This window comes from Phyllobacterium sp. 1468 (genome assembly GCF_031455525.1).
In the GTDB taxonomy this organism is placed as follows: domain Bacteria; phylum Pseudomonadota; class Alphaproteobacteria; order Rhizobiales; family Rhizobiaceae; genus Phyllobacterium.
Map to the genome: position 1 here is coordinate 151,243 of NZ_JAVDSX010000005.1, position 13,898 is coordinate 165,140.

Genomic DNA, 13,898 nt, shown 5'->3' on the forward strand with positions numbered 1-13,898 from the left:
AACAGTTGTTTAGCGCTGCCTGGGATATTTGGAGGAATTTATAATGACAAGCGAGCAGGTGACGGCCAAGGCAACAACACCGGCACTCGGGCGCAGGCACCGCCGGCGTATGCCGCCCGAGGTCAATATCCTTTTGGTGCTGATCGGCATTGCGCTGGTTTTCGAAATACTCGGCTGGATTTTTGCCGGACAGAGTTTCCTGATGAACGTACAGCGCCTGCGAATCATTATCCTGCAGGTCTCCGTCATCGGCATCATTGCCGTGGGCGTGACGCAGGTGATCATCACCGGCGGTATCGACCTTTCCTCCGGCTCGGTCGTCGGCGCAACCGCCATGATTGCTGCGAGTTTCGCGCAGGCCTCCACCTGGGCGCGGCCGGTCTATCCCGCCTTGACGGACTTGCCGTTTTTCGTGCCCATCGGCATCGGACTTGGCATCGGCCTTCTCGCCGGCATCATCAATGGCTGGCTGATCGCCTATACGAAGATACCGCCGTTCATCGCCACGCTCGGCATGATGGTCTCGGCCCGCGGCATAGCAAAATGGTACACCAAGGGCTCGCCGGTTTCAGGCCTGACCGACCAGTTCAATTTCATCGGTACGAGCATCTGGCCTGTGGTCGTGTTTCTCGTCGTGGCCCTCGTTTTCCACATCGCCTTGCGTTACACGCGCTATGGCAAGTTCACCTACGCCATCGGCGCCAATGTGCAGGCGGCACGGGTTTCCGGCATCAATGTCGAGAAACATCTCATCAAAGTGTACGCCATCGCCGGATTGCTGGCTGGTCTTGCCGGCATCGTTACCGCTGCCCGGGCACAGACCGCGCAGGCCGGCATGGGCGTCAACTATGAACTCGACGCCATCGCGGCGGCCGTCATCGGCGGCACCTCGCTCGCGGGCGGCGTCGGGCGCATTACCGGCACAGTGATCGGCGCGATCATCCTTGGCATCATGATCTCCGGCTTCACGTTCCTGCGGGTCGATGCCTACTACCAGGAAATCATCAAAGGCGTGATCATCGTGGCCGCAGTTATCGTGGACGTGTACCGCCAGAAGAAGCGCAAGGTCTAGGAGGCTTTAAAATCCACCCTGATGGGCACCGGATGCGGTTTGCTCCGCTTCCGGTGCTCATGGACCTGCTCCGGTTCTCGAAACCACACGGATGTATTTTCACAAAGCCTCCAGGAGCTTTAAGACTAAATTGTAACGCCCGGGATACTTCCGGGCTTCTTTTCAAGAGGTAAGAAATGACTGTACGTTTTGGTCTGCTCGGCGCAGGCCGTATCGGCAAGGTTCACGCGAAAGCGGTTACATCGAACCCGGAGGCAAAGCTCGTTGCCGTCGCCGATGCCTTTGAACAGGCCGCAAAGGATCTTTCCGCTGCGCATGGCTGCGAGATACGCAGCATCGACGAGATCGAGAAGGCATCCGATATCGATGCGGTCATCATCTGCACGCCGACCGATACGCATGCGGACCTGATCGAACGCTTCGCCCGGGCCGGCAAGGCGATATTTTGCGAGAAGCCGATCGATCTCGATGTGAAGCGTGTCGAAGAATGCCTTGCCGTTGTCAGGGAAACCGGCGCGACGCTGATGGTCGGCTTCAATCGCCGCTTCGATCCGCATTTTGCTGCGGTACGCAAGGCAATCGACGACGGTCAGATCGGTGACGTGGAGATGGTGACGATCACGTCGCGCGACCCGGGTGCGCCGCCGGCGGAATATATCAGCCGCTCCGGTGGCATATTCCGCGACATGACCATCCATGATTTCGACATGGCGCGGTTTCTACTCGGGGAAGATCCGGTTGCGGTCACCGCGCATGCGTCGGTGCTGGTCGATAAAAAGATCGGCGAGCTTGGCGACTACGATAGCGTCAGCGTCATCCTGTCGACGGCGTCCGGCAAGCAGTGTCTGATCTCCAATTCACGCCGCGCCACCTATGGCTATGATCAGCGCATCGAAGTGCATGGCTCGAAGGGCATGGTCGCGGCGGAAAACCAGCGGCCGGTGTCGATCGAGATCGCCAACGGCAGCGGCTACACGCGCCCGCCGCTGCACGACTTCTTCATGACACGCTATACGGAAGCCTACGCCAACGAGATCGCCGCATTTATCAGTGCGATTGCGAAGGGCGCGAAGGCGGCGCCGAGCGGCGAAGACGGGCTGATAGCGCTGGCGCTTGCCGACGCAGCGGTGCGGTCGGTGAAAGAGGGCAAGACGATCAGGGTTTGACGTTGGCTGCTTAGCCGAAGCGCTGCCGCCGCCAGAGCAGCATCGCTCTTACCCCCATATTACCGCACATCCACCCAGCGCTGTTCTTGATAGGAACGCGCCATTGCATGTACGGTCCGTTCTATCTCGAGGCCGTCTACAAATTCGATCAGATGGGCGGGCTCACCGTTGATGCGCTTGATCAACTCGCGGCACTCGATGATCTTGAGGTCGTTGAAGCCGAGGCCATGACCGGGGGCGGGGATAAACTGGCCATACGGCTCATGATGCGGCGCCGTAAGAATGGTGCGGTAGCCCTGTTCGGTGGGTCGGTCGGCGGTGACGTAAAGCTGGAATTCATTGGCGCGTTCCTGATCGAACAGGATCGAACCCTTCGAGCCGAATAGCTGTAACGCAATGCGCCCCTTGCGGCCCCAGGCGGAGCGATTGGCCTGCAAGGTGCCCGCAACGCCGTTTTCCATATGCATGAGAACGCTGGCGCTGTCATAGGTTTCGACCGCGCGGTCCGTGCCGTTCGCCGTCTTGCGGGTGGCATAGGGCTTCGACATATCGCACATGACGCGGGAAACCCGGCCAAACAGCGTGAACAGCAAGGACAGGGGATGGACCGCAAAATCGTCGAGCGCGCCATAGCCGGAGGTGGCCTCGTGCTTCCAGTTGAAGAGGGCATCGGGATCGGCCATGAAATCCTCATCCATCTCGATGCGCAGATGGTTGACGTCGCCGATGATCTTTTCGGCAAGCAGCTTGCGGATGTGCCGGATGGCCGGGCCCTGGATATAATTATAGCCGAGAGCGGCAACCTTCCCCGACTGTTTCGCCGCGGCGAGCATGGCTTCCGCGTCGCCGAATGCCGGCGCCATGGGCTTCTCGCACCAGACATGCTTGCCGGCCTTCAGCGCCGCGATCGCCATTTCCGGATGAAACTGGTTGGGGGTGGTGATGGAGACCACATCGACCGCCGGGTCGTCGATGACCGCGCGCCAATCGCCCGAGGCTTTCTGAAAACCGAATTCGTTGGCACGGCGCACGGCAAGCTCCGTATTGGCTTCGCCGAGATGCACGAGCCGCACTGCCGGCACATCCCCGAAGACGGCGCGAACTGAATTCCATGCCAGCGCATGGCATTTGCCCATAAAGCCCGTTCCGATCAGTCCTACACCTAACATTGCTCTCGCTCCTGACGATTCAGCTTGGGCCGTCGCTTGCAGTTGTCGATTGAAATAATCTATAACAGGAGGAAATGGAATAACTGATCCGTCCTGATATAAATATTTTGCCAGGACCGGGAGCAGCAACGAGGAAACTCCGCGGGTGGAAAACATGGACAATGAAGTGTCGTTACCGCGAGATTTCGATGCGCTACGCACGATGATCCTCGATCGCCGCGAGATGCTGCCGAAGCGCCTGGCGCAGATCGCCGCCTATGCCTTGAGCAATCCTGACGAGATCGCCTTTGGCACGGCGGCAAGCATTGCCCAGACGGCGGGCGTTCAGCCCTCGACGTTGATCCGCTTTGCCCAGCATCTTGGTTTCGACGGTTTCACAAGCCTGCAATCGGTATTCCGGGAACGGTTGCGCGAGCGGCAGGTTTCCTATGAGGAGCGGCTGTCGGCGCTGCGCGGCGATACGCACGGCCTTTCCAAGAACCGCGTGATCCTCAACGGATTCCTGACAGCGGCCAGCCATTCGATCGAGACGATTTCGCACAATGTCGAAGAGGATGTACTGGCCAGCGCCGTAGATATCCTGGCGCGAGCGGACACGATCTATTTGCTGGCGCGGCGCCGTTCCTATCCGATCACCGCCTATATGGCCTATGCCTTCGGCAAGCTGAAAATCCGTAACCAGTTGATCGAATCGACAGCCGGCATCGATCCGGAAATCCTGTCCTTTGCCAAGCCGACCGACGCCGCCATCGCCATCAGCTTTTCGCCCTATGCCTCGGCGACAATCGAGCATGCGGCTGCGCTGGCAGCACGCAATGTGCCCGTCGTCGCCATTACCGACAGTGCGTTTTCGCCACTCGCCCAGTCGGCCAAAGTATGGTTCGAAGCGGCGGAAGGCGATTTCTCCGGTTTCCGCTCGTTGTCCGGGACAATGGCGCTCGCCATGGCGCTGACGGTCAGCGTGGCCGAGAAGCGGCGAAGTTTCTAGGCGGCGTTGCGAACCGATATCACGATGATTTTTCCAAGCTCCGACAGAGCTGCCTGCATGATCGCAAGTTTACTGGGATGATCAGGATCAAGCAGTCGCCTGGCTTCGGTTTCATTTTTGCCAAGACGCCGTGCAAGTTCAGATTTTGACAAACCCGATGCGTTGAACGCTTCGATCAGCGCAAGTTTCATCGCGTCATCGGCAGGAACTGCGACATCCTCGAGTCCTCTCGCTTTTGCGCGCGGCAGTGGAAGTCCATCGGCGAGATAGCCGCGCAGGGCGAGGCCCAACGCCTCGGCAGCGCTGGCGAGAGCTTCCTTACGATCCTTGCCGTGTGTGATTGCTTCAGGCACGTCCGGAAATGTTACCAGGAAGCCATCATCCGGATCAGATTCGAGCTTTGCTTTATAGACAAAGTCCATGGATACTCCTGGGGCGAGCATAGCCGTACTCAAATTCCTAGCTGTTTCCGGATGAGCCTCACATATCCGGGGTTCATTTCACCGCTTTTGATTGTGGTTTTCTTCTCGCCCAATCTTACCCGCATGTGAGAACCCTTTCCCTTGTCCAAGAAAATCTCGAATGCGATACCTTGTTCCTTCGCAATCTTTCGAAGTTCTCGGAGCAATTGATCGCGCGTCATTCGATTGTTACGCCAAACACATTCGCACAGGCATGTGCCAACTACAATGAAATTCGTACAAATATGTACGAGAATGAGAGTAGGCCACGCGCGGATCAGTGACAATTCAACTATAGGCTAAGTGGTTGATTGGCTTCGTGTGGTTTGGTGTGCAGCAGAGAAAGACAAAAAGAACAGACATTCCATATTGACGATTCGATAGAATTATTATTTCATATAGGAAAATTTCTGGCCTGTGCGTGCCGGAGTTTATCAGTCTATCGGGAGGATATCATGGAGAGAGCTGATACGGGCCACGCGCTCGATGTCATTACCATCGGCCGCTCGTCCGTCGACCTTTACGGCCAGCAGATAGGCTCCCGGCTCGAGGATATCACTTCCTTTGCCAAGTCGGTCGGTGGATGCCCTGCCAATATAGCGATCGGTACGGCGCGCCTCGGTCTGCGCTCGGCGTTGTTGTCCCGCGTCGGCGACGAACAGATGGGCCGGTATATCCGCGAGCAGATGGTACGCGAAGGTGTGGCGACGGATGGAATCATCACAGATGCGGAGCGACTGTCGGCCCTCGTTATCCTCTCGGTCGAGAACGACAAGAGTTTTCCGCTGATATTCTACCGTGAGAACTGCGCCGATATGGCGCTTGATGAGAGAGATGTCGATCCAGAGTTCATCCGATCAGCCCGCGCCGTCGTCGTTACCGGCACGCATTTCTCCAAGCCAAAGCCCGATGCGGCGCAACGCAAGGCCATTCGCTTGATGAAGGAAGCGGGCGGGAAGGTTGTGTTCGATATCGACTACCGCCCCAATCTGTGGGGTCTCGCGGGACACGGCGAGGGTGATAGCCGCTACATCGCCTCCGACGCCGTATCGAACCACCTGAAAACCGTCCTTGCCGATTGCGACCTGATCGTCGGCACGGAAGAAGAAGTGCTGATTGCGTCGGGTGAGGAGGATCTTCTCAGTGCGTTGAAAACCATTCGGGCGCTTTCAAGCGGGACGATCGTTCTGAAGCGTGGGCCGATGGGCTGCATCGTTTACGAAGGAGCGATCTCCGACAATCTCGAGGATGGCATTGTCGGCAGGGGCTTCCCGATCGAAGTGTTCAACGTTCTCGGGGCGGGAGACGCCTTCATGTCAGGCTTCCTGCGCGGCTGGCTTGGCGGCGAACCGCTGGCGACAGCCGCGACATGGGCCAACGCGTGCGGTGCCTTTGCGGTGTCGCGCCTGCTATGCGCACCCGAGATCCCGACCTTTGAGGAACTGCAATATTTCCTCAAGCACGGCAGCCAATTTCACGCCCTGCGCAAGGACGAGGCAATCAACCATGTGCATTGGGCAACGACGCGGCGGCGCGAAATACCGTCTATGATGACCTTTGCCATCGATCATCGTGTGCAGCTGGAGGATCTCGCGCAAAGGGTCGGTGCCGATGCAACCAGGATCCGCGCATTCAAGGAACTGGCAGTGAAGGCGGCGGCGAAGGTCGCCGATGGCCGTGACGGTTATGGCATGCTGCTTGACGAGAAGTTTGGACGCGAAGCGATGTTCGAGTTCGCGCGTCATAATTTCAATTGGCTCGGACGGCCGGTGGAACTACCCGGGTCACGTCCGCTGCGCTTCGAGTTTTCGCAGGATATCGGCTCGCAGCTGGCGGAATGGCCGGTGGACCATTGCATCAAATGCCTGTGCTTCTACCATCCGGACGATCCTGCCGATCTGAAGCTGGAACAGCAGCAGAAGTTGCGCACGCTTTTCGAAGCGGCGCGCAAGGTCGGACGCGAACTGCTGATCGAAATCATCGCCGGCAAACACGGCAAGCTCGACGACAACACCATTCCGCGAGCGCTGGAAGAACTTTATACGGTGGGTATCAAACCGGACTGGTGGAAGCTTGAGCCGCAAGCCTCGGCGATGGCCTGGAAGAACATCGAGGCTGTGATCGAAAAGCATGATCCCTGGTGTCGCGGTGTCGTGCTGCTTGGGCTGGAAGCGCCGCATGACGAGCTGGAGGCATCCTTCGTCGCAACGGCAGAAACGCCCATTGTCAAAGGCTTTGCCGTCGGCCGGACATTGTTCATGGGTGCGGCGGAAGGCTGGCTTTCGGGCAAACTTTCCGATGATGCTGCCATAGCCGACATGGCCGATCGTTTCGAAAAATTGACCAAGGCCTGGCTTGCCAGCCGCAACAAACAAGCGGCATAGGAAGATGGCAATGCCCCTCCGCCAGCGGGATGGTAACCGGCGGCAGGATAGGAGCCTTTTAGTGGCGTTGGGAGGAGACTGACATGACGAAGACAATACGCCTGACCATGGCCCAGGCCCTTACTCGGTTTCTGAGCCAGCAGATGACAGTCATCGACGGCAAGAAAGTACCGGTCTTCGCGGGCGTCTGGGCCATTTTCGGCCATGGCAATGTCGCCGGTCTCGGCGAGGCGCTTTATCAGGTCCGCGAGGAACTGCCGACCTATCGCGCCCATAACGAACAGGCGATGGCGCACGCCGCTATTGCCTTTGCCAAGGCGACGTTTCGCCGACGCATGATGGCGGTGACGAGTTCCGTCGGGCCCGGCGCAACAAACATGGTGACCGCTGCCGCGCTGGCGCACGTCAACCGCCTGCCGCTTTTGCTTTTGCCTGGCGATGTCTTCGCCAATCGTGTTCCGGATCCTGTGCTGCAGCAGGTGGAATCTTTTGGCGATGGTACCGTTTCGGCCAATGACTGCTTCCGTCCGGTTTCGCGCTATTTCGACCGTATCACGCGGCCCGAACAGATCATCCCTGCGCTGCAACGAACGATGACCGTGCTCACCGACCCTGCCGAATGCGGACCGGTAACGCTCGCCCTGTGCCAGGATGTCCAGGCTGAAGCCTATGATTATCCGGAAAGTTTCTTCGAGGAGCGGCTTTGGGCCCCGAGACGTCCGCGGCCCGACGTCGGCGAACTCGCCGCCGCAATCGGCGCGCTGCGTTCGGCGGAAAAGCCTCTGGTGATCGCCGGCGGCGGTGTCATCTATTCCGAAGCTTCCCGCGAACTCGCCGATTTCGTCGAGGCGGCCGGGATTCCGGTTTGCGAGACCCAGGGCGGCAAATCTTCGCTGCCCGACAGGCACCCTCTCAACATGGCGGCTGTCGGCGTCACCGGGACGTCAGCTGCCAACAGGCTGGCGCAGGAGGCCGATGTCATCCTTGCGGTCGGAACGCGGCTCCAGGACTTCACCACCGGCTCGTGGGCATTGTTCCAGAATACCGAGAAGACCTTTATCGGCCTCAACATCCAGCCGTTCGATGCAGCCAAGCACCGGGCCTTGCCGCTGGTGGGTGACGCACGGGAGGGCCTGATCGAACTTGCTGCCGGGCTCAAGAACTATCGCGCTCCGAAACGTTGGACCGAGAAAGCCGAAAATGGCAGGGCGGAATGGCAGAGAGCTGCGGCAAAGGTCACAGGCCCGACAAATGTATCGCTGCCTTCCGACGCGCAGGTCATAGGTGCCGTTCAACGAACCATGGGCAGCGAAGCCACTGTCCTGCATGCGGCAGGCGGTCTGCCGGGTGAAATGCACAAGCTCTGGCAGGCAGGTGCACCCGGCTCCTACCACGCGGAATACGGGTTCTCCTGCATGGGTTATGAGATTGCGGGCGGCCTCGGTGCCAAGATGGCGAAGCCCGACGATGAGGTCGTGGTCATGATTGGCGACGGCTCCTATCTCATGCTGAATTCGGAGATCGCCACATCGGTGATGCTTGGCCAGAAGATCAATATCGTGCTCCTCGACAATCGCGGCTATGGCTGCATCAACCGGCTGCAAATGGGCACAGGCGGGGCGAACTTCAATAATCTCCTGAAGGACGCCAAGCACGAGGTCTTGCTGGAGATAGACTTCGCTGCACACGCCCGCAGCCTTGGGGCGATATCCGAGAAGGTCAGCTCCATTGCCGACATGGAGAGCGCTTTGGAGCGAGCCAAAGGGAATGACCGGACGACGGTCATCGTCATCGATACCGACCCCCTGATATCCACCGAGGAGGGCGGATTCTGGTGGGATGTCGCTGTGCCTGAGGTCAGCCAGCGCAGCGAGGTCAATGCCAAGCGCAAGGAATATGAGGAAGCGATCAAGCTGAGGTCTTAGTTCGGATGAGGACGGGCTGCACCATGGGACTTTCCGCGATCCGGCACCCACGTACTTTTGAGTACGCTCCGCTCCGGTTCTCGAAAACTACCTTTTTCGCCGCGTCCTGATCCGAATCTCCGGACCGATTATGTCAATACGCACACAAGCATCAAAATGACTGGAGAATGACGTGAAGGCAAAACTGGGCATGTCCCCGATCGCATGGTGGAACGATGATCTCGCGGAGCTCAGTGACGACGTCTCGCTGGAGGAGTGCCTCCGCCAATCACGTTCTGCAGGCTTTACCGGCATGGAAATGGGCCGCCGGTTTCCCAACGATCCGGATGTGATGCTGCCGATTCTGCGGGAGGCGGATGTTACGCTGTGCGGCGGCTGGTTCTCGGGCACGCTGGTTGACGAGGACCTGGCGAAGAACAAGGACCGCATCCAGCCGATGATCGACCTCTTCAAGGCCGTGAATGCGCCCTGTATCGTCTACGGCGAGGTCGGCCGCTCGATCCAGGGCGATCGGTCCAAGCCCCTGGCTACCAAACCAAAACTCGGCGACGAGGAAATGAAGGCCTATGCTCGCAAGGTCACCGAGTTTGGTGAATGGTGCGCACAGCAGGGGATGCCGCTCTCCTATCATCACCACATGGCGGCGGTCGTCGAAACCGAGCCGGAGCTCGACGCCTTCATGAAATATTCCGGCGAGGGTATTCCGCTCCTTTTGGATGCCGGCCATCTGGCCTTCGCCGGCGGCGATGTACTGCGCGCAATCGACAATCATCACCGGCGGATCAACCACGTGCATGTCAAGGATGTGCGCATGCCGGTGATCGACGGTCTGGACCGCTCGAGACAGTCCTTCCTCGACGCGGTTGCCCTCGGCGCCTTCACCGTTCCAGGTGACGGTTCGCTGAATTTCAGTGCAATCGTCCAAAAGTTTGCCGATTACGGCTACGAAGGCTGGTTCGTGGTCGAGGCCGAACAGGATCCGAAGAAGAATCCACCGCTCAAGATGGCGCAAGTCGGGTATAAGGAACTGATGCGGGTCATGACTGCCGCCGGCTACGCGGTCGAGACTCAGGGTTTTCCCAAGGGTTGAAAAGCGGGTCCACCATGAACAAAGACAGCAATCACCCCTGGTTTCGGCCGCTGTGGACGCGCGTTGCAGTGGTGGCGTTCTGTATCGCGTGGTCGATCTTCGAGTTCGCAACCGGTACGCCGTTCTGGGGCATCATCGTTTTGGCTTTCGCCGCCTATGGGATCTGGCAATTCTTCATCATCTTCGATGCATCCGAACCCATTCGGCCGGCGGAAACTGTCAAGCCGGAAGACGCTGGCACCGATAAGGAGTAAATGATGTCGAAACTGCTTTTGAAGGCAATGCAAGGCCCGGGCCATGTGGCTCATGTGACGCCTGAAACAGCGGGCTGGAGCTATGTCGGTTTCGATTTGCACAAGCTGGATGCAGGCCAGTCGGTTTGCGGAAAAACGGAAGGCAGGGAAGTCTGCCTGGTCTTCGTGACGGGCAAGGGCAAAGTCACGGCCAATGGCGAGGACCTCGGCCTACTCGGAGACCGCATGTCGCCCTTCGAAGGCAAGCCGTGGTCGGTGTATCTGCCACAGGGGTCCGATTGGTGGGTATCTGCGGAGACCGACGTCGAACTCGCCGTATGTTCGGCGCCGGGTCTTGGCGGTGGCTTGCCGGTGCGGATAATCTCGCCGGAAGGTCTCAGTCAGGAGACACGGGGCAAGGGTACCAACACGCGCTACGTCACCAATATCCTGCCGGAGAACGAGCCGGCGGATTCGCTCCTGGTCGTCGAGGTGATCACGCCGGGTGGCCATACATCCAGTTACCCGCCGCACAAGCACGATCAGGACAACCTTCCCGCAGAGTCCTATCTGGAGGAAACCTACTATCACCGCTTCAACCCCCGCCAGGGCTTTGGCTTTCAGCGGGTCTATACGGACGACCGCTCGCTGGACGAGGCCATGGCCATCGAGGACGGCGACGTGGTGATGGTCCCCAAGGGCTATCACCCCTGCGCTGCCTGCCACGGCTACGATCTCTATTATCTCAACGTCATGGCAGGGCCAAAGCGTACGTGGAAATTTCATAATGCTGTCGAGCATGAATGGCTGGTAGCAAAATAAGCTCCGCCAGAGCTACCACCTCAGCACGAAACGCCCGGCAATCGCGCCGATCAGGCCAGGGATCAGAATGCCGAGCGTGTACCAGACCGCGATAAACGGCATGGCGCTTTCGTCGCAGTGGAACGAATAGACGAATGAAGCAATAGCGCCGGCGGCAAGACCTGCCGCAGCACCCGCAACGGTCAAACGCGTCGGCGCCAGACCGCGCAGCACCCAGAAGGCGCCGACCAGCAAGGGCAGCGATAGAAGGACGATGTTGCGGGTACAAACGGCAATTGTATGGCCCGTCATCATCGCCATATGTTGATCAGGCGGTGTCATCGCCAGTTTCGCCGTGGCAAGGACGATCATCACGACGATCGTCGCGGCCATCACGGCGAGACTGACCCGGATGCTTCCGAGCGGATAAGCCACGCGCTTGACCGCCCACGTACCAGCGACAGCGAGTATCAGCGTATAGGTGAACTTGGTCCAGAACATCATGGTTCCCGCGGCCGTCATCATATCGGGCCGCATGCCGAGCCAGAAGTACATGAGAACGGACGAGACAAAGAGGCTGACGCCAAGCCCGATCGCGACCCGCCAAAAAACGGCCAGGCGGGATACCGGTTTCAACTCGCCGGTCAGGCGGGCGATCAGGTCATCGGTCGTCATCTGCCCGTCCTTTCAACTTCGCTGCAATCGCCTTGATTCCTCTGTGTATCCCCACCTTGACGGAAGCCTCCGAAAGTCCGGTGCTCTGCGCCACCTCGGCAATCGATTGGCCTTCGATCTTCGTCCTGTAGATCAGGTCCCGCGCTTTTTCCGGCACCGATTGCAGGAGCCGCTCCACATCCATGCGATCGGCTGCGGCGCCGGACTGATCAACGGCGAACAGATCCTCCGCATCGTCGAGCGGAACCGTGGCGCGAATACGGTTTCGCCTGAAATGGTCGATCAGCTTGTAACGCGCGATTGCATGCAGCCAAGCCGTAAAGGGCCGGTCGGTCTCGTATGTCGCGCGCCGTGTATGCAACGACATCAGGGTTTCCTGCACGAGGTCGTCGGCGTCGCCTTTATGGGCATCCGACAACCGGCGCAGGAAATAAAAGCGCAGATGCCTGGCAAGGTCATTCAGGAGAATGCCGTAGCTCCGCGCATCGCCATCGAGGCTCGCGAGCATCAGTTCTTTCAACCGCGTTTCGACCGGATTCACTCCGTTTCATTCCTTATTCGCGCGATGCGGGATAAAGGTTACAGTGAGATGGAACATGGCGGCACGTCAATCCATGAAACGGGATTCCACCAAAGAATGATCACCAATCCGTGATCGCTGTAACCAATTCCTGCAGCCTTCGTATTCCCTGATGTGACCGGCACATGGCCGTTCATTCGCGTTTTTAGGAGTTGAAGATGGGAATTCAGCCAAAGCACTCTCCTATGCTGTTGAGCGCATTGACCGCCGCAACGGTCGTGCTCGGTGCGGGTGGTGGAGCCCATGCCGGTACCTTGCGGCCGCTCACAGTCGTCGAGCTCTTCACCAGCCAGGGTTGTTCTTCCTGCCCGCCAGCAAACGCCAATCTGATCGAGCTGAGCAAGCGCCCGGGTATTCTAGCCCTGAGCTTTGGCGTCACCTATTGGGACCGTCTCGGCTGGAAGGACATTTTTGCCAAGCCTGAATATACGGACCGCCAGGAAGTCTACGAGACGCCGCTTGGCCGCAATGGTCCTTTCACGCCGCAAATGGTGGTCAACGGCCGTGCCGATGTCGTCGGCAACAGAATTTCCGAAGTGGACCAGCTTATCAAGACGCAAGGGACTCTCGGCGCGCCGTCGCTGGATTTAACCGACCGATCCTTGACGATCGGCGAAGGCAAGGCGCCTGGCGGCAACGCCGATATCTGGCTCGTCACCTACAATGACCAGACCGTCAACGTGCCGGTCAGAAGCGGCGAGAATAGCGGTCACACGCTCCCCCATAAAAACGTCGTCCATAGCCTCACCAAAGTCGGAAGCTGGACCGGCAAGCCAAAGACGGTGACTTTTCCCGCGACAAAGCCGGGGCTGCGGACAGCCGTTCTCGTGCAGACACCGCATGGCGGACCGATACTCGCCGCCGCTACCGAATAAATCAGGAATTCCTGGTGTTCCCAGGATCACGCGGATGTCAAAGGGCATCTGAAACTCAAAGACACTTGCATTCGTGTCTCATTCAAACCGAGGAGAACATCCATGAACATTCTCACACGCACCATCGCGCTTTCGGCTTTCGCTTTGACAACGGCATTTGCTGGAGCCAGCATTGCCCAGGCCGAAGACGCCATGAAGCCCATGAACAAGGCTGACTGCATGAAACATGCCGGCATGGAAAAAGACGCCATGAAGAAGGATTCCATGATGAAGGAATGCGACACAATGGCGATGAAAAAGGATACAATGAAGAAAAGTTCCATGACGAAAAAGGATGCGATGAAGCCTGATGCCATGGGCACAATGGCTCCGAAGAAAAAGACGACAAACTAATATTTGATTGGGTTGTGCGTGGTTCGCCGTTCTACAAGCGGTAAGCTCGTCAAGGGTGAACCACGTTCAACCAATTTTCAGTACCA

At 58.5% G+C, this 13,898-nt stretch carries 14 protein-coding genes; 10 read left to right on the forward strand and 4 right to left on the reverse strand.

The annotated features are described in order from the left end of the window. The first annotated feature begins 43 nt into the window (after positions 1-43). Both J2X72_RS15340 and iolG read left to right on the forward strand, forming a co-directional pair. Positions 44-1,072, forward strand: a complete 1,029-nt coding sequence (locus J2X72_RS15340; protein ID WP_210003220.1) for an ABC transporter permease — start codon at positions 44-46, stop codon at positions 1,070-1,072. Positions 1,073-1,248: 176 nt separating this feature from the next. Then, on the forward strand, positions 1,249-2,238 hold the full coding sequence (gene iolG / locus J2X72_RS15345; RefSeq protein ID WP_310073242.1) for an inositol 2-dehydrogenase: 990 nt from the start codon (positions 1,249-1,251) through the stop codon (positions 2,236-2,238). A 59-nt stretch (positions 2,239-2,297) separates the two neighbouring features. Here iolG and J2X72_RS15350 read toward each other — a convergent pair whose 3' ends face one another. Continuing rightward, entirely contained in the window at positions 2,298-3,407 is a 1,110-nt protein-coding gene (locus J2X72_RS15350) for a Gfo/Idh/MocA family oxidoreductase (RefSeq protein WP_310073245.1), read from the reverse strand. A gap of 154 nt (positions 3,408-3,561) precedes the next feature. Here J2X72_RS15350 and J2X72_RS15355 point away from each other — a divergent pair, with 154 nt between their 5' ends. Beyond that, complete coding sequence (locus J2X72_RS15355) at positions 3,562-4,395, forward strand: MurR/RpiR family transcriptional regulator (RefSeq protein ID WP_310073246.1); 834 nt, start codon at positions 3,562-3,564, stop codon at positions 4,393-4,395. On the opposite strand, the gene J2X72_RS15360 is transcribed toward J2X72_RS15355, so the two are convergent. Next, the gene (locus tag J2X72_RS15360) at positions 4,392-4,817 is read right to left on the reverse strand and encodes a type II toxin-antitoxin system HicB family antitoxin (protein WP_310073247.1); all 426 of its coding nucleotides are present in this window, start codon (positions 4,815-4,817) and stop codon (positions 4,392-4,394) included. The genes J2X72_RS15355 and J2X72_RS15360 overlap by 4 nt on opposite strands. A gap of 494 nt (positions 4,818-5,311) precedes the next feature. Between J2X72_RS15360 and iolC the strand changes: the two genes are divergently transcribed. The 5 genes from iolC to iolB all read left to right on the forward strand — a co-directional run bounded on the left by iolC (position 5,312) and on the right by iolB (position 11,310). Beyond that, on the forward strand, positions 5,312-7,240 hold the full coding sequence (gene iolC / locus J2X72_RS15365) for a 5-dehydro-2-deoxygluconokinase (protein ID WP_310073248.1): 1,929 nt from the start codon (positions 5,312-5,314) through the stop codon (positions 7,238-7,240). 83 nt (positions 7,241-7,323) lie between these two features. Then, on the forward strand, positions 7,324-9,165 hold the full coding sequence (gene iolD / locus J2X72_RS15370) for a 3D-(3,5/4)-trihydroxycyclohexane-1,2-dione acylhydrolase (decyclizing) (RefSeq protein WP_310073249.1): 1,842 nt from the start codon (positions 7,324-7,326) through the stop codon (positions 9,163-9,165). 172 nt (positions 9,166-9,337) lie between these two features. Beyond that, positions 9,338-10,255, forward strand: coding sequence for a myo-inosose-2 dehydratase (gene iolE, locus J2X72_RS15375; RefSeq protein WP_310073250.1), 918 nt, complete (start codon positions 9,338-9,340; stop codon positions 10,253-10,255). 14 nt (positions 10,256-10,269) lie between these two features. Continuing rightward, a complete protein-coding gene (locus J2X72_RS15380; RefSeq protein ID WP_310073251.1) occupies positions 10,270-10,509 on the forward strand; it encodes a DUF3329 domain-containing protein in 240 nt (79 codons plus the stop codon). A 3-nt stretch (positions 10,510-10,512) separates the two neighbouring features. Further along, a complete protein-coding gene (iolB, locus tag J2X72_RS15385) occupies positions 10,513-11,310 on the forward strand; it encodes a 5-deoxy-glucuronate isomerase (RefSeq protein ID WP_310073253.1) in 798 nt (265 codons plus the stop codon). A gap of 12 nt (positions 11,311-11,322) precedes the next feature. On the opposite strand, the gene J2X72_RS15390 is transcribed toward iolB, so the two are convergent. Together J2X72_RS15390 and J2X72_RS15395 are read right to left on the reverse strand one after the other, a co-directional pair. Then, positions 11,323-11,964 carry an NrsF family protein gene (locus J2X72_RS15390; RefSeq protein ID WP_210003211.1) on the reverse strand — a complete coding sequence of 214 codons (642 nt, stop codon included), beginning with the start codon at positions 11,962-11,964 and terminating at the stop codon, positions 11,323-11,325. Then, positions 11,951-12,505, reverse strand: coding sequence for a sigma-70 family RNA polymerase sigma factor (locus J2X72_RS15395; protein WP_210003210.1), 555 nt, complete (start codon positions 12,503-12,505; stop codon positions 11,951-11,953). Before J2X72_RS15395 ends, J2X72_RS15390 begins: the two co-directional genes overlap by 14 nt. Positions 12,506-12,702: 197 nt before the next feature. Between J2X72_RS15395 and J2X72_RS15400 the strand changes: the two genes are divergently transcribed. Next, positions 12,703-13,419, forward strand: coding sequence for a DUF1223 domain-containing protein (locus J2X72_RS15400; protein ID WP_310073256.1), 717 nt, complete (start codon positions 12,703-12,705; stop codon positions 13,417-13,419). A gap of 102 nt (positions 13,420-13,521) precedes the next feature. Beyond that, a complete protein-coding gene (locus J2X72_RS15405) occupies positions 13,522-13,812 on the forward strand; it encodes a pentapeptide MXKDX repeat protein (RefSeq protein WP_210003209.1) in 291 nt (96 codons plus the stop codon). Positions 13,813-13,898: the final 86 nt, after the last annotated feature.

Bases quoted from the DNA above. Each gene is read 5' to 3' on its own strand.
- J2X72_RS15340 (WP_210003220.1), top strand. From the start codon at position 44: ATGACAAGCGAGCAGGTGACGGCCAAGGCAACAACACCGGCACTCGGG.
- iolG (WP_310073242.1), top strand. From the start codon at position 1,249: ATGACTGTACGTTTTGGTCTGCTCGGCGCAGGCCGTATCGGCAAGGTT.
- J2X72_RS15350 (WP_310073245.1), bottom strand. From the start codon at position 3,407: ATGTTAGGTGTAGGACTGATCGGAACGGGCTTTATGGGCAAATGCCAT.
- J2X72_RS15355 (WP_310073246.1), top strand. From the start codon at position 3,562: ATGGACAATGAAGTGTCGTTACCGCGAGATTTCGATGCGCTACGCACG.
- J2X72_RS15360 (WP_310073247.1), bottom strand. From the start codon at position 4,817: ATGGACTTTGTCTATAAAGCAAAGCTCGAATCTGATCCGGATGATGGC.
- iolC (WP_310073248.1), top strand. From the start codon at position 5,312: ATGGAGAGAGCTGATACGGGCCACGCGCTCGATGTCATTACCATCGGC.
- iolD (WP_310073249.1), top strand. From the start codon at position 7,324: ATGACGAAGACAATACGCCTGACCATGGCCCAGGCCCTTACTCGGTTT.
- J2X72_RS15380 (WP_310073251.1), top strand. From the start codon at position 10,270: ATGAACAAAGACAGCAATCACCCCTGGTTTCGGCCGCTGTGGACGCGC.
- iolB (WP_310073253.1), top strand. From the start codon at position 10,513: ATGTCGAAACTGCTTTTGAAGGCAATGCAAGGCCCGGGCCATGTGGCT.
- J2X72_RS15390 (WP_210003211.1), bottom strand. From the start codon at position 11,964: ATGACGACCGATGACCTGATCGCCCGCCTGACCGGCGAGTTGAAACCG.
- J2X72_RS15400 (WP_310073256.1), top strand. From the start codon at position 12,703: ATGGGAATTCAGCCAAAGCACTCTCCTATGCTGTTGAGCGCATTGACC.
- J2X72_RS15405 (WP_210003209.1), top strand. From the start codon at position 13,522: ATGAACATTCTCACACGCACCATCGCGCTTTCGGCTTTCGCTTTGACA.